Source organism: Nonomuraea sp. NPDC004702 (genome assembly GCF_053601695.1).
On record NZ_JBSGCE010000031.1, the window covers coordinates 1 to 19,213 of the forward strand.

At 70.6% G+C, this 19,213-nt stretch carries 22 protein-coding genes, 2 tRNA genes and 1 riboswitch; of the genes, 12 read left to right on the forward strand and 12 right to left on the reverse strand.

The features are described 5' to 3' along the window. Both ACWEJ6_RS31810 and ACWEJ6_RS31815 read right to left on the reverse strand, forming a co-directional pair. On the reverse strand, positions 1–450 hold a 450-nt coding region (locus ACWEJ6_RS31810), incomplete at its 3' end, for a trigger factor (RefSeq protein WP_452428586.1). A 166-nt stretch (positions 451–616) separates the two neighbouring features. Next, complete coding sequence (locus ACWEJ6_RS31815) at positions 617–1,483, reverse strand: helix-turn-helix domain-containing protein (RefSeq protein WP_352360394.1); 867 nt, start codon at positions 1,481–1,483, stop codon at positions 617–619. Between the two features lie 232 nt (positions 1,484–1,715). Between ACWEJ6_RS31815 and ACWEJ6_RS31820 the strand changes: the two genes are divergently transcribed. Next, entirely contained in the window at positions 1,716–2,207 is a 492-nt protein-coding gene (locus ACWEJ6_RS31820) for an ATP-binding protein (RefSeq protein ID WP_358294636.1), read from the forward strand. A gap of 16 nt (positions 2,208–2,223) precedes the next feature. On the opposite strand, the gene ACWEJ6_RS31825 is transcribed toward ACWEJ6_RS31820, so the two are convergent. Together ACWEJ6_RS31825 and ACWEJ6_RS31830 are read right to left on the reverse strand one after the other, a co-directional pair. Beyond that, positions 2,224–2,724, reverse strand: a complete 501-nt coding sequence (locus ACWEJ6_RS31825) for a DinB family protein (protein ID WP_358294638.1) — start codon at positions 2,722–2,724, stop codon at positions 2,224–2,226. A gap of 76 nt (positions 2,725–2,800) precedes the next feature. Beyond that, positions 2,801–2,877, reverse strand: a tRNA-Pro gene (locus ACWEJ6_RS31830). 89 nt (positions 2,878–2,966) lie between these two features. Here ACWEJ6_RS31830 and ACWEJ6_RS31835 point away from each other — a divergent pair. Continuing rightward, positions 2,967–3,040: transfer RNA gene (locus ACWEJ6_RS31835), tRNA-Gly, on the forward strand. A gap of 96 nt (positions 3,041–3,136) precedes the next feature. Here ACWEJ6_RS31835 and ACWEJ6_RS31840 read toward each other — a convergent pair. After that, entirely contained in the window at positions 3,137–3,502 is a 366-nt protein-coding gene (locus ACWEJ6_RS31840; protein WP_452428589.1) for a hypothetical protein, read from the reverse strand. Positions 3,503–3,633: 131 nt separating this feature from the next. Here ACWEJ6_RS31840 and ACWEJ6_RS31845 point away from each other — a divergent pair, with 131 nt between their 5' ends. Beyond that, positions 3,634–4,263 (forward strand): uridine kinase, encoded by a 630-nt coding sequence (locus ACWEJ6_RS31845; RefSeq protein WP_452428591.1) that lies wholly within the window; start codon positions 3,634–3,636, stop codon positions 4,261–4,263. Here the strand turns inward: ACWEJ6_RS31845 and ACWEJ6_RS31850 are convergent. Further along, entirely contained in the window at positions 4,217–4,855 is a 639-nt protein-coding gene (locus ACWEJ6_RS31850) for an HAD family hydrolase (protein WP_452428593.1), read from the reverse strand. The two genes, ACWEJ6_RS31845 and ACWEJ6_RS31850, sit on opposite strands and share 47 nt — an antisense overlap. 74 nt (positions 4,856–4,929) lie before the next feature. Here ACWEJ6_RS31850 and ACWEJ6_RS31855 point away from each other — a divergent pair, with 74 nt between their 5' ends. Continuing rightward, complete coding sequence (locus ACWEJ6_RS31855; protein ID WP_452428595.1) at positions 4,930–6,261, forward strand: TrpB-like pyridoxal phosphate-dependent enzyme; 1,332 nt, start codon at positions 4,930–4,932, stop codon at positions 6,259–6,261. A 39-nt stretch (positions 6,262–6,300) separates the two neighbouring features. Here the strand turns inward: ACWEJ6_RS31855 and ACWEJ6_RS31860 are convergent, their stop codons facing one another. Next, positions 6,301–6,378, reverse strand: a complete 78-nt coding sequence (locus ACWEJ6_RS31860; RefSeq protein WP_387679150.1) for a 50S ribosomal protein bL37 — start codon at positions 6,376–6,378, stop codon at positions 6,301–6,303. Positions 6,379–6,515: 137 nt separating this feature from the next. Here ACWEJ6_RS31860 and ACWEJ6_RS31865 point away from each other — a divergent pair, with 137 nt between their 5' ends. From ACWEJ6_RS31865 to ACWEJ6_RS31875, 3 genes are all read left to right on the forward strand, one after another. Then, positions 6,516–7,295: a DeoR/GlpR family DNA-binding transcription regulator gene (locus tag ACWEJ6_RS31865; RefSeq protein WP_387679129.1), complete on the forward strand. Its 780-nt coding sequence runs from the start codon at positions 6,516–6,518 to the stop codon at positions 7,293–7,295. After that, on the forward strand, positions 7,292–8,362 hold the full coding sequence (galT, locus tag ACWEJ6_RS31870) for a galactose-1-phosphate uridylyltransferase (protein WP_364336200.1): 1,071 nt from the start codon (positions 7,292–7,294) through the stop codon (positions 8,360–8,362). Before ACWEJ6_RS31865 ends, galT begins: the two co-directional genes overlap by 4 nt. A gap of 68 nt (positions 8,363–8,430) precedes the next feature. Further along, positions 8,431–8,569, forward strand: a riboswitch (cyclic di-AMP (ydaO/yuaA leader). Positions 8,570–8,574: 5 nt separating this feature from the next. Continuing rightward, positions 8,575–9,552, forward strand: a complete 978-nt coding sequence (locus ACWEJ6_RS31875) for a coiled-coil domain-containing protein (RefSeq protein WP_452428597.1) — start codon at positions 8,575–8,577, stop codon at positions 9,550–9,552. A gap of 15 nt (positions 9,553–9,567) precedes the next feature. On the opposite strand, the gene sigJ is transcribed toward ACWEJ6_RS31875, so the two are convergent. Further along, positions 9,568–10,476, reverse strand: a complete 909-nt coding sequence (gene sigJ, locus ACWEJ6_RS31880) for an RNA polymerase sigma factor SigJ (RefSeq protein WP_452428599.1) — start codon at positions 10,474–10,476, stop codon at positions 9,568–9,570. Between the two features lie 151 nt (positions 10,477–10,627). On the opposite strand from sigJ, the gene ACWEJ6_RS31885 reads away from it, so the two are divergent. Continuing rightward, positions 10,628–11,773 carry an amidohydrolase family protein gene (locus ACWEJ6_RS31885; protein ID WP_452428601.1) on the forward strand — a complete coding sequence of 382 codons (1,146 nt, stop codon included), beginning with the start codon at positions 10,628–10,630 and terminating at the stop codon, positions 11,771–11,773. A gap of 26 nt (positions 11,774–11,799) precedes the next feature. Here the strand turns inward: ACWEJ6_RS31885 and ACWEJ6_RS31890 are convergent, their stop codons facing one another. Beyond that, a complete protein-coding gene (locus tag ACWEJ6_RS31890) occupies positions 11,800–13,101 on the reverse strand; it encodes a M50 family metallopeptidase (RefSeq protein WP_364336208.1) in 1,302 nt (433 codons plus the stop codon). A 155-nt stretch (positions 13,102–13,256) separates the two neighbouring features. Here ACWEJ6_RS31890 and ACWEJ6_RS31895 point away from each other — a divergent pair, with 155 nt between their 5' ends. Beyond that, positions 13,257–13,853, forward strand: a complete 597-nt coding sequence (locus ACWEJ6_RS31895; protein WP_352360440.1) for a response regulator transcription factor — start codon at positions 13,257–13,259, stop codon at positions 13,851–13,853. Between the two features lie 155 nt (positions 13,854–14,008). Here the strand turns inward: ACWEJ6_RS31895 and ACWEJ6_RS31900 are convergent, their stop codons facing one another. Continuing rightward, the gene (locus ACWEJ6_RS31900; protein WP_352323620.1) at positions 14,009–15,124 is read right to left on the reverse strand and encodes a PP2C family protein-serine/threonine phosphatase; all 1,116 of its coding nucleotides are present in this window, start codon (positions 15,122–15,124) and stop codon (positions 14,009–14,011) included. A 118-nt stretch (positions 15,125–15,242) separates the two neighbouring features. Here ACWEJ6_RS31900 and ACWEJ6_RS31905 point away from each other — a divergent pair, with 118 nt between their 5' ends. Continuing rightward, entirely contained in the window at positions 15,243–16,475 is a 1,233-nt protein-coding gene (locus ACWEJ6_RS31905; RefSeq protein ID WP_387679117.1) for a GNAT family N-acetyltransferase, read from the forward strand. Between the two features lie 24 nt (positions 16,476–16,499). Further along, a complete protein-coding gene (locus ACWEJ6_RS31910; RefSeq protein ID WP_352360444.1) occupies positions 16,500–16,646 on the forward strand; it encodes a hypothetical protein in 147 nt (48 codons plus the stop codon). On the opposite strand, the gene ACWEJ6_RS31915 is transcribed toward ACWEJ6_RS31910, so the two are convergent. After that, positions 16,643–17,110, reverse strand: coding sequence for a ribose-5-phosphate isomerase (locus ACWEJ6_RS31915; protein ID WP_352323623.1), 468 nt, complete (start codon positions 17,108–17,110; stop codon positions 16,643–16,645). The two genes, ACWEJ6_RS31910 and ACWEJ6_RS31915, sit on opposite strands and share 4 nt — an antisense overlap. Positions 17,111–17,200: 90 nt before the next feature. On the opposite strand from ACWEJ6_RS31915, the gene def reads away from it, so the two are divergent. After that, positions 17,201–17,686: a peptide deformylase gene (gene def / locus ACWEJ6_RS31920; protein ID WP_352360448.1), complete on the forward strand. Its 486-nt coding sequence runs from the start codon at positions 17,201–17,203 to the stop codon at positions 17,684–17,686. A gap of 18 nt (positions 17,687–17,704) precedes the next feature. Here def and ACWEJ6_RS31925 read toward each other — a convergent pair whose 3' ends face one another. Next, positions 17,705–19,108 carry an aldehyde dehydrogenase family protein gene (locus tag ACWEJ6_RS31925; RefSeq protein WP_387679110.1) on the reverse strand — a complete coding sequence of 468 codons (1,404 nt, stop codon included), beginning with the start codon at positions 19,106–19,108 and terminating at the stop codon, positions 17,705–17,707. Between the last annotated feature and the right edge of the window lie 105 nt (positions 19,109–19,213).

Genomic DNA, 19,213 nt, shown 5'->3' on the forward strand with positions numbered 1-19,213 from the left:
CGCGAAGCGCTGGCGCAGCGAGTCGAGCTGGGCGTCGACGTCTTCGTCGGAGACCTCGGCGGAGTCGACGGTGATCTCGGCGCCCTGGTAGTCGGGCACCTCGAAGTTGGGCCGGATGTCGACCTCGGCGGTGAACTCGATCTGCTCACCGTCGTCGATCTTCGTGACCTCGATGTCGGGCTGGCTCACCGGGAACACGTCGACCTCGTCGACGGCCTGGCCGTAGAGCTTGGGCACCGCGTCGTTGAGGGTCTCCTCCAGCACTACCGCCCGGCCGAAGCGCTGCTCGATGATGCGGGCCGGAACCTTGCCAGGCCGGAACCCGGGGACGCGCACCTGCTGCGCGACCTTCTTGTACGCCGCATCCATGCTCGGGCGCAGCTCTTCGAACGGCACCTCGACGGTGAGCTTGACCCGGGTCGGGCTGAGCTCCTCGACAGCGGTCTTCACGGAATGGTCTCCTTGATCAAGCTACGAGTGATCGCGGGCGCGTCCATTCGGTACGGCTCACGCGCCGCGCCCACATGAGCGGCGTTGGGCATGCTCCGCCACGGCGGGATCCAACGCCGATGGCCAGTCTAGGGCAGATGCGTACCGAACAACGACGCCGTCGCCGTCAGAACTCCTCGGCGATCGTCCGCAGCAGATCGATCGTCTCATCAGGAGTGGTGCTCACGGCGCACAGCCGCTCCATGACCTCCGTGTATCGGTCCACGTCCTCACGCTTGTCCAGGTACAGGGCGCTGGCCAGTTGCTCGACGTAGACGACGTCGGGCAGGTCGCGGTCAGGGAAGCGCAGGATGCTGAAGGCGCCGCCCTCGGCGCTGTGGCCGCCGAAGCTGAACGGCATGATCTGGATGGTGATGCTGGGCTGCCGCATGAGGTCGATGAGGTGTTCGAGCTGGGCGCGCATGACCTCGACGCCGCCGATGGGCCGGCGCAGCGCCGCCTCGTCGATCACGGCCCAGAAGACGGGACCGTCCGGCCGGTCGAAGATGCGCTGGCGTTCGAGCCTGAGGTCGACCCTCCTGGCGATCTCCTCCGCCGCGATGCCCGCCGCTCCGGCAGTGACGACCGCCCGGGCGTACTCCTTGGTCTGCAGCAGTCCCGGCACGAACTGGACCTCGTAGGTCCTGATCCGGGCGGCGGCCTCCTCAAGGCCGACGTACGCCTGGAACCACGTGGGCAGGACGTCGTTGAACCGGTGCCACCAGCCGGGTTCGTTCGCGGTGGCCACCAGGTCGAGGACGGCGGCTCGCGCCTGCGGGTCCACGACGCCGTACAGGGTGAGCAGGTCGGAGACGTCACGTTCCTTGAACCCCACCCGGCCCAGCTCCATGCGGCTGATCTTGGATTCGGAGCCCCTGATGAGGTGCCCCGCCTCCTCGCGGGTGACGTTCTTCGCCTCCCTGAGCTTTCGCAGCTGGGAGCCCAGGAGGATGCGCAGCGCCGTCGGCCCGGAACCCGGCTGGTTCTGCGTCACTTTGCCTCCTATCAAGGTCCGCACACACAGTGACACCACATTGCCGGGTATGACAAGGTCTCAACCTCGTGTCCGATTAGGAGAGATTTGCCCCAAAAGGCGCATGCTGTTGCACATTGCAGCTGCACGTGCATTTGGGTCTTGCAGCCGCCGCGTTCGTGACCCATGATGGCTTAGTGCATTGTGGGCCAAACATGCACTAAACCGAGGGCTACGGGGAGGTATCGGCGGCATGGTGGAGGATCCTCTGGCCACTGCCGATTGCCTGCAGATCACCCGTGAGGTGGGGTTCGACCACCTGCTCAAGGGCGGGAAGCCGAACACGACCGCGTGCCCGCTGCCCTTCCAGGCCGACTCGGTGAAGACCGCCAGGGACGTGACCCGCTCCACGCTGCGGGGATGGGGCCTGCACGAGCTGAGCGACGACGCCGCGCTCGTGGTGTCCGAGCTGGTGACGAACGCCGTGAGGTACGCGATGTACGCGGCCGGCCGGCGGGAGATCGAGCTCTTGCTGATGCGCGTGTCGCCGCACGTGCTGCTGGCGGTGGCGGACCCGAGCGACGAGGTGCCGCGCCGCAAGGAGCCGGACTTCATCTCCGAGAACGGGCGCGGCCTCTACATCGTCGAGACCTACAGCCAGTGCTGGGGCTGGGACCCGCTCGACCGCGGCGGCAAGGCCGTGTGGGCGTTGTTCCGCGCCGAAGAGGGCTCCGAAGAGGGCTGAGCCCCCGGCCTGGCCGCTACTCGCCGGTGGCGCCGTCGATGCGCTCACGCAGCAGGTCGGCGTGGCCGTTGTGGCGCGCGTACTCCTCGATCATGTGGACGAGGATCCAGCGGTGGGTGCAGTCCTGGCCGTTCCGGTCGCCCACGGCGTCGAGGGGCTTGGCGGCCGAGATGGCACGGGCGCGCTCGATCTCGTCCTGCCAGGTGGCGAACGCCTCCTCCACCGAGGCGTCGTCCACGTCGTTGAAGTCGGCGTCGTTGTCGACGTCCTTGTTCCACAGGCGGGGGATGTCCTCGCCGTTCAGCACACGGCGGAACCAGACGCGCTCCACGTGCGCCAGGTGCCGGACCAGGCCGAGCAGCGACATGGCGGACGGCTCGGCGGAGCGGAGCCTGAGCTGCTCGTCGGTCAGACCGGCGCATTTGACGGCCAGCGTGCCGCGATGCCATTCGAGCCAGTTGCCGAGCACGGTCCGTTCGTCGCCGGTGAGGGGTGGGGGCACACGATTGTCTGTCACGCCTCGACCTTAAGGGGCGCTTCGTCCGGGTCCGCGAACCAAGAAGCCCCCTCCGCGTCGGAGGGGGCCGATGACCTGGTCGGGGCGACAGGATTTGAACCTGCGACTTCTTGCTCCCAAAGCAAGCGCGCTGCCAAGCTGCGCCACGCCCCGCCTCGCCGGGTGCGCATGCGGTCCGTGACTCCGGTACGCTTACGCCCTGACGACCGGATGAAGTCTAGACCAGAGTTCGACCGGTTCGCGCGGACGTAGCTCAATGGTAGAGCCCTAGTCTTCCAAACTAGCTACGCGGGTTCGATTCCCGTCGTCCGCTCCAAGCACGAAGGCCCAGGTCCGGGAGATGATCCCGAGCCTGGGCCGCACTGTTATCCGATCTTGTCCTTCTGCGATGACGAGACTCAGGGCGGTGCCCTCACCAGATCCACATGCCGTGCCGCCCGTCGCGGGCCGCGTTCTCGGGGACGACGAGATGTGCGGCCTCCTGACCGACACGGGCATCTTCGCCCAGCGGGATCGCGAACCGATGCTCGCCGGAATCAACCGCCAGGAGCTTGGCCGGCATCATCTCGTAGCCGTCGATCACGTGACCGATGTAGTGGCGCATGACCACAGGTGCGTCGCCGTGCGGGAAACGCCAGCCCCGGCATCCGTACAAACCGAACGGATCGGCGAGGGCCCGGAGGATCACATCGTCGAAATGCAGCTCAACGTGATCCCGCACGAAACAGACTGCTGACACTTCACGACCGACGAGGAGTGAGATGCCTTCGTCCGGCACAGGCCCACAGTGGTCCATGCGGCCATCCTGGCACGGGCACAACCGGGGAGCTTGCGGCTGCGTCGCCGCACCCGCGCGGGGGCGGCGGGGGCCTGGCCTTTTGTGATCTTCGGGGGCGTAGGCTGGCGTCGATGCGTGCACGTCCGATCTCCCGGGAGGCGCTCGTCGAGGAGCTGGCCGAGCTCGTCGCCGCGCGGCCCAAGGACGCCTGGGTGCGGGTGGCGGTCGACGGGGCGCCCGCGGCGGGGCCCGGCGCGCTGGCCGACAAGCTGGTCGCGCCGCTGCGGTTGCGCGGCAGGCCCGTGCTGCGGGTGTCGGCGGGTGACTTCCTGCGGCCGGCCTCGCTCCGGCTGGAGCACGGCCGGACCGATCCCGACGTCTTCTACGAGGACTGGCTCGACGTCAAGGGCCTGCTGCGCGAGGTGCTCGAACCCCTGGAGCCGGGCGGCTCGGGGCGGGTGCTGCCGGCGTTGTGGGACAGCGGGATCGATCGCGCGTACCGGCTGCCGTACCGGGAGCTGGCGCCTGGCGGGGTGGTGCTCGTGGACGGCACGCTGCTGCTGGGACGGGGGCTGCCGTTCGAAGTGAGCGTGCACGTGTGGCTGTCGGCGGGGGCGCTGGCGCGGCGCACGCCGCAGGACGAGCGGTGGCGGCTGACGGCCTACGAGCGGTACGAACGCGAGGCGCGCCCGCAGCGGGCCGCCGACGTGGTGGTCAGGGCCGACCATCCGGACCGGCCGGCGGTGCTGACGGACGGCTGAGCCCGAGCAGCGCGTCCAGCTCGGCGATCGCCTGGGCGTTGGAGGTGAAGCGCACGGCGTGCAGGCCGGCCGCGCGGGCGCCCTCGACGTACGGCTCGTGGTCGTCGAGGAACACCGTGGCGGCGGGGTCGGCGCCGAGGGCGTCGCAGGCCGTCAGGTAGATGCGCGGATCCGGTTTGCGCACTCCCGCCTCGTGCGAGTAGACGATGTGGTCCACCAGGCCGGCGTAGCCGTACGCGGCCTGCTCGCGTTCCCTGGCGCCGACGAAGCTGTTGCTCACCAGGCCTGTGCGGTAGCGCGGACGCAGGGCGCCCAGGTACGCCATGAGCTCGGTGTTGGGCGTGCCGAGGTACTCCGTCCAGACGTCGTCCATGAACGCCCCGGCGTGCGCGCCGAGCACCTTGGTCACCTCGGCGCCGGCCTGCTCCTCCGTCATCTCGCCGACCGCCCCGGCCAGCCAGGTCGGCTCCAGCCGGGCGTCGATGTGCCCGGCGGGCAGGCCGAGCTTCTCCTCCCACCTGGCCGTCACGCCCAGGGACGGCGTCAGCTCCAGCACCCCGCCGATGTCGCACACGACCGCATCGATTTTCATATGCTCCTCCTGTGAACTGATTCAACCAAGGTAAAGAAGGAACGTGTCCGTGTCCAGACCCTTGACGGCCCACAGTGGCGGCTCAAACTGAAACGGTGATCCCTGGCAACTGGTACAACATCGTTCCCGATCTTCCCGTGCCGCCTCCGCCGCCGCTGCATCCCGGCACCCGCCGTCCCGTCGGGCCGGACGACCTCGCGCCGCTGTTCCCCATGGAGCTCATCGCGCAGGAGGTCAGCGGCGACCGCTACGTGCCCATCCCCAAGGAGGTCATCGACGTCTACCGGCTGTGGCGACCCACACCGCTGATCAGGGCGCACCGGCTGGAGAAGGCCCTCGACACGCCGGCCCGCATCTACTACAAGTACGAGGGCGTCTCACCGGCCGGGTCGCACAAGGCGAACACCGCCGTGCCGCAGGCGTACTACAACGCCAAGGAGGGCGTGCGGCTGCTGACCACGGAGACCGGCGCGGGACAGTGGGGGTCGGCTCTGGCGTTCGCCTGCGCCCAGTTCGACGTCGAATGCCGGATCTGGATGGTTCGGGCGTCCTACGACCAGAAGCCGTACCGGCGCTCGCTCATGCGCGTGTACGGCGCCACCGTCCACCCCAGCCCCTCCCCCCTCACCGGCGCGGGCAGCAAGGCCCTGGCGGACGACCCCGCCTCCCCCGGCAGCCTGGGGCTGGCGATCAGCGAGGCGGTCGAGGTGGCCGCCGCGAACCCCGAGGCCCGGTACGCGCTCGGCTCGGTGCTCAACCACGTCCTCATGCATCAGACGGTGATCGGCGAGGAGGCCCTGGCCCAGCTGCCCGAGCTGCCGGACCTGGTCATCGGCTGCACCGGCGGCGGCTCCAACTTCGCCGGCCTGGCCTTCCCCTTCCTGCGGGAGAAGCTGGCCGGACGGATCGGCACCCGATTCAGGGCGGTCGAGCCGGCCGCCTGCCCGTCGTTCACCCGCGGCGTGTACGCCTACGACTTCGGCGACACCGCCGGGCTGACGCCGCTGCTGAAGATGCACACCCTCGGGCACTCCTTCGTCCCCGACCCGATCCACGCCGGCGGGCTGCGCTATCACGGCATGGCGCCGCTGCTGTCCCACATGTACGAGCTGGGGCTGTTCGAGGCGGTGACCCGTACCCAGAGCGAGTGCTTCGAGGCGGGTGTGCGCTTCGCGCGGACCGAGGGCATCGTCCCGGCCCCCGAGCCCACGCACGCGCTGGCCGAGACCATCGCCGAGGCGCTGCGCTGCAAGGAGAGCGGCGAGGAGAAGGTGATCCTCACCGCGCTGTGCGGGCACGGCCACTTCGACCTGGCCGCCTACGACCGCCATCTGGCCGGCGAACTGGAGGACTACTCGCTTCCGCAGGAGCGCCTCGACCAGGCGCTCACCGAGCTGCCCGGCTGAGATGACACGGGTGGCCGCGAGATCCGCGGCCACCCGTGTTCAGTTCGCGTTCGGGCGCTTCCTGTGGTTCGCCTTCTTCTTCTTGCGCCCCCTGCCCTTGCGTGCACGCTTCGCCATGGGCTCACCTCCAGCGGTCGGGATCGTGACCTTCAAGGTCTCCCCTGCCCGCGGGCCGCACAAGCGATACGCCGTGACCTAACATTCCTCAACAATCTCGTGTCATAATTTGGTGGAATCTGTTGGAAGGGGTGGGCGTGCTCGCACAGCAGCGTCAGCAGACGATCCTCGAACGCGTACGCAGCAGCGGCGGCGTCCGGGTGGCCGACCTCGTGCGCGAGCTCGGCGTCTCCGACATGACGATACGCCGCGACCTTGAGGTGCTGGCCGAGCGCGGGCTGCTGGAGAAGGTCCACGGCGGCGCGACGGCCCTCGGCCCCGGCTCGACCGAGGAGCCCGGCTTCACCGCCAAGTCCGCCCGCCAGCAGCAGGAGAAGGAGGCCATCGCGCGGCACGCGGCCACCCTCGTCCGGCCGGGAACCGCCGTGGCCCTCTCCGCCGGCACCACCACATGGGCGCTGGCCCACCACCTCGTCGCGGTGCCCGAGCTGACCGTGATCACCAACTCGATCCCCGTCGCCGACGTCTTCCACCGCAACCCGCGCGCCGACCGCACGGTCGTGCTGACCGGCGGCGTGCGCACGCCCTCCGACGCGCTCGTCGGCCCCGTGGCGGTGGCGGCCATCCGCCGCCTGCACGTGGACACGCTCTTCCTCGGGGTGCACGGCATGAGCCTGCGCGCCGGGTTCACCACGCCCAACCTGCTGGAGTCCGAGACCGACAGGGAGCTGGTGGCCGCGGCGCACCGCCTGGTGGTCCCCGCCGACCACACCAAGTGGAACACGGTCGGCATCAGCACGATCGCCGAGCTGACCGAGGCCGACGTGGTCATCAGCGACGCGGGGCTGCCCGAGGAAGCACGCACCGAGCTGGCCGAACGGGCCGGAGAACTGATCATCGCGGAGGGCACGCCTTGAAGCGCACCATCACCCACCTGGCAGACGGCCGAGAGCTGATCTACTTCGACCGGCGCGACGACGCCGACCGGAGCGCGATCGACCGGCGGCCGCTCGATCCGCGGCCGGTGGCCTCCGAGCTGCGCTACGACCCGCTGACCGAGGAGTGGATCGCGATCGCCGGCCACCGGCAGACGCGGACGTTCCTGCCGCCGGCCGACGAGTGCCCGTTGTGCCCGTCGTCCGCCACGCGGGCGTCGGAGATCCCGGCCCATGACTATGACGTGGTGGTGTTCGAGAACCGCTTCCCCTCTTTCTCCGGAAATTTTGGGACTTACGGGGATGTCGGCGGCCTGAGTGAGGTGCGGCCGGGTGTCGGGCGGTGTGAGGTGGTGTGCTTCACCTCCGACCACTCCTCCTCCTTCTCCAGGCTCTCCAACGCCCAGGTCAGGCTGGTCATGGAGGCGTGGGCCGACCGCACGGCCGAGCTGTCCGGCATCGAGGGCGTCGAGCAGGTGTTCTGCTTCGAGAACCGGGGCGAGGAGATCGGCATCACGCTCCCCCACCCGCACGGGCAGATCTACGCCTATCCCTACGTGACCCCGCGCACCAAGCTCCAGCTGGGGGCCGCCTCTCGGCACACGGGTGGCAACCTGTTCGCCGACGTGCTGGCCGCCGAGCAGGCCGCCGGCACGCGGGTGGTGGCCGCCAACGAGCTCTGGACGGCGTTCGTGCCGGCCGCCGCGCGCTGGCCGTTCGAGGTGCACGTGTATCCGCACCGGCAGGTGCCCGACCTGGCGGCGCTGTCGGAGGAGGAGCGGGCCGCGTTCGCGCCGCTGTACACCTCGGTGCTGCGGGCGCTCGACGCGCTGTTCGGGGTCGCGATGCCGTACATCTCGGCCTGGCACCAGGCGCCGGTGCGGTACGGCCGTGAGCTGGCCTACCTGCACCTGGAGCTGTTCAGCATCAGGCGGGCGCCCGGGAAGCTGAAGTACCTGGCGGGCTCGGAGTCGGCCATGGGGGCCTTCGTCAACGACGTGCTGCCGGAGGAGGCGGCACGCATGTTGCGATCACGAATTGATCACTAATTGGTTTCTCATTAAAGTCGCATGACTCGTGATCTACCACTAATATCCCGTTAGACATCGGCCATAACGGTCGTTGTACGCCTAATCCCGGGCGTGTTGCCCGGGAGCCGGGGACCCATCGCATCCGGGGTGAATCCGCGCAAGTGGTAGGGACTGCTCCCGTGCCCGAACCCGTCAGCTAACCCGGCCGGCAGAGGGAGAGGAACAACCACGTGGCGGCTTCGTCCCCCGCGAGTCTTGCCGTCGGTCTCATCACCGCCACCGCCCTGCTCGTCCATCCGGCCGCGGCCTCGGTCTCCGGGGCAGCCGCCGTGGCGGCCGCGCCCAAGCCGTCCGAGGCGCAGCTGCGGGCCCAGCTCAAGGAGCTCAACCGCAAGGTCGACAAGCTCATCGAGGCGTACAACCTCAAGCGGGTCGAGCTGGCCAAGGCCCAGCAGGCCGCCACCGCGGCCCAGCAGCGGCTCGCCGCCGCCGAGCAGGCGCTGGCCACGGCCGAGCAGCGGGTCGCCGAGATCGCCCGGCTGCGCTACCAGAACGGCGACACCTCCCTGCCGGCGTTCATGATGACCCCGGACGGCGGCGGCGCGGCCGTGCTCGAACAGCTCACCGCCGAGCAGCAGGCGGTCGTGGACAGCGTGGCCAAGGCCCGCGACGACCAGAAGAAGGCCGCCACGGCCGCCGCCGCGCTCGCGACGGAGCTGAAGGCGGGCACGGCGGAGGTGGCCGAGCAGCGCGACGACGCCCAGGACGTCATCGACGACATCAAGAAGAAGCTCCAGGACCTGGTGCCGTTCGGGCCGGGCAAGAAGTCCGACGGGAGCTGGGCGCCCGAGCTGCCGGCCGGCTCGGACAACATCACGCCGCGCACCCGGCTGATGCGCGCGCAGGTGCAGAAGAACTTCTCGCTGCCGTACGAGGTGGGCTGCTTCCGGTCCGGCTCCAGCGGCGAGCACCCGCTCGGCCGGGCCTGCGACTTCATGATGAGCACGGGCGGCACCATGCCGAGCGCCGTCAACAACGCCCTCGGCGACCGGCTGGCCGACTGGGCGCTGAAGAACAAGGCCAAGCTGGGCGTCAAGTACGTGATCTGGAAGCAGCGCATCAACCAGGGCTCGGGCTGGCGCGCGATGTCCGACCGCGGCAGCATCACCGAGAACCACTACGACCACGTGCACATCTCGATGAACTAGCCGCGGACCGGCGGCTCAGCGGATGCCGGTGAGCTTGTCGGGGTTGGTGACGGAGTAGACGGCGGCGATCCGGTCGCCCTCGGGCGTGAGATCGACGACGACCACGGCCAGCGGCCCGTCACCGGAGAAGACGAGCGCGCACGGGTCGCCGGCCACCCGCCGGTAGCGCAGGTCCACCGCGCCCGGGGTCAGCGTCGCGGCGACGGACATGAACACCGCCGCGACCTGGTCCCGGCCGTGGACCGGGTGCAGGCTGGTGGCCGGTCCCTTGCCGCCGCCGTCGGTCCACAGGGTCACCTCCGGCGCCAGCACCTCCAGCAGGGCCCGCAGGTCACCGCCGAGGGCGGCCGCGGCGAACCGCTCGGTCACCTCGGCGTGGACGTCGGGCTGGGTCCGGTGACGAGGACGGCGCGCGTGGACGTGGCGGCGCGCGCGGGCCGCGAGCTGCCGGACCGCCGCGGGCGTGCGCCCGAGGATGCCGGCCGTCTCCGGGTGGCTGAAACCGAACACCTCGTGCAGCACGAAGACCGCTCGTTCCAGCGGTGACAGGGTCTCCAGCACGACCAGAACCGCCATCGACAACGACTCCCCGCCCTCGGCGGCGCCTCCGGCGTTGTCGGGGGCCGTGACCAGCGGTTCCGGCAGCCAGGGGCCGACGTAGGTCTCCTGCCGGCGGCTCAGGTCCGCCCGCCGGGCGAGCGCCTGGTTCACCGCGATCCGCACCAGGTAGGCCCGGACGTTCTCCACCGGTCCGGCGTCCGGCCTGCGGTGCCGGGCGGACCAGGCCAGCCATACCTCCTGAAGCACGTCCTCTGTGTCGGCGACGCTGCCGAGCATGTTGTAGACCACCGAGAACAGCAGTTCCCGGTAGCCGAGAAACTGCTCGGTGGCGGCGTCGGCGGGGTGCCGCGGGGTCGGTGTCATGGCGCGCCTCCTCGTCTGTCGCAACCGAAGAGTCCTGACGCGTGGCGATTGTGACATGAAGGCATCAAGCGTGATCTATGCCACTCATGTCACAGTTCCCGGCCGGTTGCCCCTCTGTGGTGGCGTCACGACTCACAAGGGAGAGCTTGGAATGCGTACAGTGATCCGCGACGTCAGGGTGTTCGACGGCGAGCACACCATCGCGACGGCCGACGTGGTGATCGAGGACGGCCTGATCGCCGCGGTCGGCAGCGGGGCCGGCCGCCCGGCCGACGCCGAGGTGGACGGCACGGGCAGGACGCTGCTGCCCGGCCTGATCGATGCGCACACCCACGTGTTCGACGGCAGCCTGGCCCAGGCCCTGCGGTACGGGGTCACCACCGAGCTCGACATGTTCTGCCTGCCGCAGATCCTCGCCGGGCAGCGGCGGCTGGCCGCCGAGAACGACGACGTGGCCGACCTGCGCAGCGCCGGCACGCTGGCCACCGCTCCTGGCGGGCACCCGACCCAGTTGCTGGCGGCCCTGGCGGGCACCGTCCTGGACGGGCTCGACGTCACGGCGCTCGACTTCGTCTCCGACCCGGCGCAGGCGCCGGCGTTCGTCCAGGCCAGGCTGGCCGAGGGGGCCGACTACCTCAAGATCGTCATTGACGACGGCGCCGTGCACGGGGCCGACCTCCCCGTCATGACGGCGGAGGTCGCCGCCGCCCTGGCCGCGGCGGCGCACGAGGCGGGCCTGCTGGTCATCGCGCACGCGATCACCGCCGCCGAGGTGGGGATCGCGCTCGACGCCGGCGTCGACGGCCTGGCTCACGTGTGGACCGACCTGACGCCGGACGACCCGGCCTCGCCGCGCCTGGCCGGGCGGGTGCGCGACCAGGGGGTCTTCGTGGTGACCACGCTGGCCTACTTCGAGGCGATCACGGCTCAGCACGTCGAGACCGCCGACTGCGCCCGTCCGGGCAGCTCCGCCAACGCCGTCGGCGCGCTGCGGGCCCTGCGCCGCGCGGGCGTGCCGCTGCTCGCCGGGACGGACGCCACGCCGTTCGTGCCCGCCCACGGCGCCGGGCTGCACCGCGAGCTGCGGTTGCTCACCGAGGCCGGGCTCGGCGCCGAGGAGGCGCTGGCCGCCGCGACCAGCGTGCCCGCCCGGCACTTCGGGCTGGCCGACCGCGGCCGGATCGCCCCCGGTCTGCGCGCGGACCTGGTGCTGGTCGAGGGCGACGCCACCCGGGACGTCACCGCCGTCGGCGACATCGCCGAGGTCTGGCGTCGCGGGGTGCGCCAGGCGCGGTAACGCCCGCCCGTGCCGCGCCGGCCGGGTCAGCCGAGCGTGAGGGGGTTGACCAGGTCGGCGTAGACCAGCAGACCGGCCATGATGATCAGCACGAACGCCATCGCGTACGTGAGCGGCAGCACCTTGGCGATGTCGACGTAGCGGGGCTCGGGGCGGCGCAGGATCTTGGCGTAGCCGCGCTTGATCCCCTCCCACAGGCCGCCCGCGATGTGGCCGCCGTCGAGGGGCAGCAGCGGGATCAGGTTGAACAGGCCGATCGCCAGGTTGAACCCGGCCAGCAGGCTGACGAAGGTGAACAGCTTGCTCTTGTTGGACATGTCGGAGGCCAGGATCTCGCCGCCGAGCCGGCCCGCGCCCACCACGCCGACCGGGCCCTCGGGGTCGCGCTTGTCGCCGGAGAAGGCGGCGTTCCAGACGCCGACCATCTTCGCCGGCAGGTTGACCATCGAGCCCACGACGCGGCCGGTCAGGTCGCTCATGTAGCCCGGCACCTGCCCGATGCTCTGCTGCTCGAAGACCTGGGAGGGCACGACGCCGAGGAACCCGACGCCCTTGTCGATCTTGGTCTCGTCGGTGGGGTTCGCCATGTCGCGGGCGATGAGGGTGACGTCGAGCGTCATCGGCCTGCCATCGCGGACGATGCCCAGCTTGACGGGGCCGGCGCCGTGGCCGCGGATCAGGCGGGTGGCGTCCTGCCAGGTCGCGATCTTCTGGCCGTCGAGGGAGACGATGTGGTCACCGACCTTGACGCCCGCCTTGGCGGCCGGGGTGCGCTCGTCGGTGGGCGCGCACGTCTTGCGCACCTCGGTGGTGGGGATCACGCACGTGTTGGTGTCGGGCGACACGATCGGGGCGGTCTTGGGCAGGCCGATGCCGACCAGCAGGATGCTGAAGAAGATGAAGGCGAGCACGAAGTTCATCGCCGGGCCGCCCGACATGATGATGATCTTCTGCCACCACTTCTTGCGGTAGAAGACGCGGTCCTCGTCGCCGGGCCGCACCTCCTCCATGGCGGCCTCGCGGGCGGTCTCGATCAGGCCCTGCCACGGCCCGGTCGACGCGCTGCGCAGCCTGCCGGGGGCGTCACCGGGACGCGGCGGCAGCATGCCGATCATGCGGATGTAGCCGCCGAGCGGCAGCCACTTGATGCCGTACTCGGTCTCGCCCCTGCGGATGGACCAGGCCGTCGAGCCGAAGCCGACCATGTACTGGGTGACCCGGACGCCGAAGATCTTGGCCGGCACGAGATGGCCCACCTCGTGCAGGCCGACGGAGACCATCAACCCCACCAGGAACAGAAGGATCCCGGCGACAAAGAGCCAGTTCATCTACGCGCGCTCCAGGCAGACAGACGGTCTCGACGTTCCCAGACTAGTCGAACTCAGCACATCCCTCGGGCTTGCCCGCACTTTGGTGAACCAACGGACCGCATTGACAGTAAGCGATCAGCCGATCACCCTGGGAGACGATGGAGGGGGACGTCTTGATCCGCATACTCATCGCCGAACACCTGCCCTTGGTGCGACGCGGTCTGCAGGCCACGCTCGAAGCCGAGCCCGACCTGCGGGTGGTCGCCGAGACGGGCAGCCCCGACGGTGTGCTGCCGGCCGCGCGGTCGAGCGCGCCCGACGTCGCGATCGTCGATCTCGACCTGCCGGGCCTGCCGGTCGCCACGCAGCTGACCGAGCAGGTCCCCCGCTGCTCGGTGCTGATCCTCTCCGCCCGGCCGAGCCCCGGCCAGGTGCGCAGGGCGTTCAACGGCAGCGTTCTGGGGTTCATGAGCCTGCGGGTGGCGCCCGAGCGGCTGGCCGAGGGGGTGCGCCAGGTCGCCGCGGGCGGGCGGGCGGTGGAGGCGGAGCTGGCGGTGGCGGCCCTGCAGTCGGCCGCCAACCCGCTCACCCGGCGGGAGCTCGACGTGCTGCGCATCGCGGCGGGCGGGGCGAGATCGACCGAGATCGCCGACCAGTTGTTCCTGTCGGTCGGCACCGTGCGCAACCATCTGTCGCGGATCATGTGCAAGACGGGCGCCCGCAACCGGCTGGACGCCGTGCGCATCGCCAGCGACAGCGGCTGGTTGTAGCGGCTCGTTGTAGCGGCTCGTTGTGCGGGACCGGACGAGATGACGGGCCCGGTGGAGCCGCGCCGCTCCGCCGGGACCCGAACAGTCGAATGATCTCAGCCCGCCGAACCCGTTGCCAGTGACCGCCATCACGACCTGACCCGTGTGAAACGTCACTACGGACGCCAGATCAACACCAGCGCGCAGTCGTCGTTGTGGCCCGAGGACATCGCGTTGACCAGCGCCCTCGCGCCGTCCCGGAAACCGGAGGGCAGCAGCCGCTCCGCCTCGCCGAGCAGCCGGTCGAGGCCGGCGTCGATGTCACGCCCCGGCTGCTCGATCAGGCCGTCGGTGTAGAGCAGCAGCGCGTCGCCCTTGCGCAGGGTGCCGCTGTCGGGCTCGCAGTGGAGGTCGGGCACCACGCCGAGCACCACGCCCTTGGCCGAGGCGACCTGCCAGTTGCCGGTGCCCGAGTCGAGCTTCACGACCGGCGGATGGCCGGCCGAGGTGATCGTGTAGTCGCCGGTGGCGAGGTCGAGGCGTACGTGCACGGCCGTCACGAAGCCCTCGTCGCCGCGCTGGCGGTGGAGGTAGGCGTTGCACGCGGGCAGGAAGTCGTCGACCGAGCCGAGCAGCCCGCCGAACGTGCCCGACAGCAGCAGCGCGCGGGTGCCGGCGTCGACGCCCTTGCCGGAGACGTCGACCAGGGCGATCTCCACGGAGTCGCCGTCGCGCATGGAGACCAGGAAGTCGCCGCCGAACGACGAGCCCCCGGCCTGTTTGAGCACCACCTTGCCGCCCCAGTCCTTCGGCAGCGGGGGCAGCTCGCCCTGGCTCCTGAGCCGGTCGCGCAGCTCCAGCAGCATCGCGTCGCCGCGCAGCCCCTGCACGCCGAGCTTGCCCCGGGTACGGGCCATGAGCACGGCGAGCACGGTGGTGAACACGATCGTCACCGTGAGCCCCAGCCCCACCCGCGCCACCCCGAGCGTGGCCGCGACGTAGGTCAGCGCGACGCCCACCGCCACCAGCAGCTTGACCAGGCTGCGCAGCCGCAGCTGCAGCCCGCCGATCAGGGTGACCAGGATGAGCAGCGACGGCGAGAACCACTCGGTGGACACCTTCGCCGCCAGCAGCCCGATGACGAGCGAGAGCACGGTCAAGGTGATGAGCAGGTTGCGGTCACGGGCCAGCGGCCCTCTCCGGACGAACCGGACGGCGGACACCAGGAACGGCACCCGCACCAGGACCGCACGGACCCGTGGCGGAATCAACGGCGCCGGACGGGAACTCATGATGCGTGTGACTGTATCGGTCTGACCCCTGTTTGGGCAGCCCACTTGACCAAGGCCTTGATCATTAAGCACGGATATTGGGTGGCCGTCCCCCTTTGCCCGCTCCTACCGTGGACGGATGACCTATCCGATCCGTCCCATTGACGAATCCGAGTGGCCGGGCTTCGCCGGCGTGCTCGCAGAGGGGTTCGGCTGGACGCCGCATCCCACCCAGGACGAGCGGTACAAGGCGGCAACGGAGTTCGACCGCACCCTGGTCGCCTTCGACGGCACCACCATGGCGGGCGTCACGTCCGTCTTCAGCCTCACGATGACCGTCCCCGGCGGACGCCAGATCCCCGTGGGCGGGGTGACCGCGGTCAGCGTGCTTCCCTCGCACCGCCGCCGCGGCGTGCTGTCCGCGCTGATGCGCCGGCAGCTGTCCGACATCCGCGACCGCGGCGAGTCGGTGGCCGCCCTCTACGCCTCCGAGTCACTGATCTACGGCAGGTTCGGGTACGGACGAGCGGCCAGCGAACTGTCGTACAAGATTGACAAGCACCGCTCGGCGTTCGTGCGGGACGCCCCCACCGACCCGGCGCTCCGGCTCAGGGTGGTCTCCCCCACCGAGGCCAGGGCCGATTTCGAGAAGGTGTTCGCCGCCGTCGTGACCCGGCGTCCGGGCCGGTACGAGCGCACCCGGCACGTCTGGGACGCCTTCCTGGCCGACGAGGAGCACGACAGGGGCGGCTGGGGCTCGCTGCGCGCGGTGCTCGCCGAGGACGACCAGGAGGTGCGCGGTTACGCGCTGTTCCGCACCAAGTCGGCGTGGGACGCCAACGGCGTGCCCAGCGGCGAGCTGCGGGTGTTCGAGCTGGAGGCGACCGATCCGGCGGCCTACGCCCTGCTGTGGCGCGACATGCTGGACCGTGACCTGATCACCAGGCTGGAGGCGGAAGCCCGGCCGGTGGACGACGCCCTGATCGCGCTGCTCGCCGACTCCCGCCAGCTGCGCGCGACCTGGTCCGACGAGCTGTGGGTACGCCTGGTGGACGTCGACCGGGCCCTGACCGCCCGCGCCTACGCGGCCCCCGTGGACCTGGTGATCGAGATCGAGGACGACGTGTGCCCGTGGAACGCCGGCCGCCGGCGGCTCACCGCCGACACCACCGGCGCGGAGTGCAAGCCGGTGGACGACGAGCCGCACCTGACGGTGCCGGTGTCCGCGCTCGGCTCGGCGTACCTGGGCGACGGCCTGCTCGGCGCGCAGCTCGGCGCGGGCCTGCTGCGCGAGCACACGCCGGGCGCGGTGCGGGCGCTGGCCGCGGCCATGGCGTGGAGCCCCAAGCCGCTGGCCGGGCTGGTGTTCTGAGACACACGACGTAGGCTCTTGAGCATGGCCCTGCAAAGTCTGCAGATCACCGCGACCATCGCCATGCGGGCCCGCGACGTGTCCAGGCCGTCGAAGGAGCAGCAGGAGGCCGCCGACCGGCGGCCCCTGCGCGACGAGACGCCCCGGCGCGAGGCCAGGCGCAAGACCTAGGGCAGCGAGGGCAGCTGGCCGATCGTCTCGTAGGTGGTCAGCTGCGCGATGCGCCTGCTGTGGCGCTCGCTGCCGGAGAAGGAGGTGGTCAGGAAGACCTCGACGAACCTGGTCGCCTCCTCGGTCGTGTGCATGCGCGCGCCGATGCTGACGACGTTCGCGTTGTTGTGCTCGCGGGCCAGCGAGGCGGTCTCCTCGCTCCAGGCCAGGGCCGCGCGGATGCCGCGCACCTTGTTGGCCGCGATCTGCTCGCCGTTGCCCGAGCCGCCGATCACCACCCCCAGGCTGCCGGGGTCGCCGCCGACGCCCTCGGCGGCGCGCAGGACGAACGCCGGATAGTCGTCCTCGGCGTCGTAGACGAAGGGACCGCAGTCGGTCACCTCGTGGCCGTGGTCCTTGAGCCAGGACACGAGGTGGTTCTTGAGCTCATAGCCGGCATGGTCGGCACCGATGTAGACACGCACCCGTCCAGTCTTCCACAGCCCCGCCGATCCCACTCGCTGGCTAGAGTAAGGACCCCTACCGTTCCCCAGTCCTTACGAAAGTGGAGACGCATGCGTGAGATCCGCGTCATCGGCGATCCGGTGCTGCGCACGCCCGCCGAGCCCGTCACCGACTTCGACCGCGAGCTGCGCCGCCTGATCGAGGAGATGTTCCAGGCGATGTACGCGGTCAACGGCGTGGGCCTGGCCGGTCCGCAGATCGGCGTGTCGCGGCGGCTGTTCGTCTACGACATCGCCGGGCGCAAGGGCCATGTCGCCAACCCCGTGCTGACCGTCGACGACGCCGAGGAGGTCTCCGACGAGGAGGGCTGCCTGTCGGTGCCCGACCGCCGCACCCGCACGCCGATCTACGCCCCCGTCGCGCGGGCCGCGGGCGTCACCGTCGAGGGCGTCGACCGGCTGCAGCGGCCCGTGCGCATCAAGGCCCGCGGGTCGCTGGCGCGCTGCTTCCAGCACGAGACCGAGCACCTCGACGGCAGGCTGTACGTCGACCGCCTGCCGAAGGACGAGGCCCGCAGGATCATGCTGCGCGCGTAGGCCGCGGCGGGCCGGGGTCTACAGCTGCATCGACTTGATCTCCAGGTACTCCTCCAGGCCGAACTCGCCCATCTCGCGGCCCACGCCCGACTGCTTGTAGCCGCCGAAGGGGGCCAGCGGGTTGAACTGGCCGCCGTTGACGACGACCTGGCCGGTGCGCAGCCTGCGGGCGACGGCGACCGCGCGCTCCTGGCTGCCCGACCACACCGCGCCGGCCAGGCCGTACCTCGTGTCGTTGGCGATCTCCACGGCCTGGCCCTCGCTCGTGTACGGGATCAGCGCCAGCACGGGCCCGAAGATCTCCTCCTGCTCGATCGTCATGCCCGGCTCGACTGCGGCGAAGACCGTGGGCTCGACGTAGAAGCCGCGCTCGCGGGGGCGCTCGGTGCCGCCGGCGACGAGCCTGGCGCCCTCCTCCTGGCCCCGGTTGATGTAGCGGACCACCCGGTCGCGCTGGGCCGCCGACACCAGGGGCCCCACCCGGGTGCCCTCGTCGAAGGGGTCGCCGACGGTGTACTTGCGGGTCGCCTCGACGGCCAGGCGGACGGCGTCGTCGTACTGGTCGCGGTGGACGATCATGCGGGTCCAGGCCGAGCAGGTCTGGCCGGCGTTGATGAAGCAGTTGGCCACGCCGACCTTGACGGCCGTGGCCAGGTCGGCGTCGGGCAGGATGATGTTGGCCGACTTGCCGCCGAGCTCCAGCGCCACCCGCTTGACGGTCTCGGCGGCGAGCGCGGCGACCCGGCGGCCGGCCACGGTGGAGCCGGTGAAGGAGACCATGTCCACGTCGGGGTGGGCGGCCATCGCCTCGCCGACGACCGGGCCGCGCCCGCTGACCAGGTTGAACACCCCGGGCGGCAGGCCCACCTCGTCGAGGATCTCGGCCAGCGCGTACGCCGCCAGCGGTGCCACCTCGCTGGGCTTGAGCACCACCGTGCAGCCGGCGGCCAGCGCGGGGCCGACCTTGCAGATGATCTGGTGCAGCGGGTAGTTCCAGGGCGTGATGGCCGCGACGACCCCGATCGGCTCCTTGACCAGCAGCGAGTTGCCGATGCGTGACTCGCGCGGGTAGCTCTCGGCCAGCTGTGCGTAGGAGGACAGGACGGCGGCGGGCATCAGCGTCTGCACCTTGAGCGCGAAGCCGAGGGGCGCGCCCATGTCGGTGGCGATCGTCGCCGCGACGCTCTCGGCACGCTGTTTGAGCAGCTCGGCCGCGTGGCCGAGGAGCTTCCCGCGCTGGGCCGCCGAGGTGTCGGACCAGGCCGGGAACGCCTCACGCGCCGCCGTCACCGCCGCCTCGACGTCGTCGGGGGTGCCCGCGGGCACCCGGTCGATGATCTCCTCCGTGGCCGGGTTGGCGACCTCGATGGACTCGTCTGACGTAGAGGCGTTCCAGGAACCGCCGATATACAGCTGGCGCATGGGGCCATCCTCGCGTGCACGTCGTGGGGCTGGCGAGACCACGGATCGAGCAGAGGGGGATTCCTCATCCTCCGCGCGCCCGAGAACCTACCGCCGGGGTATGAG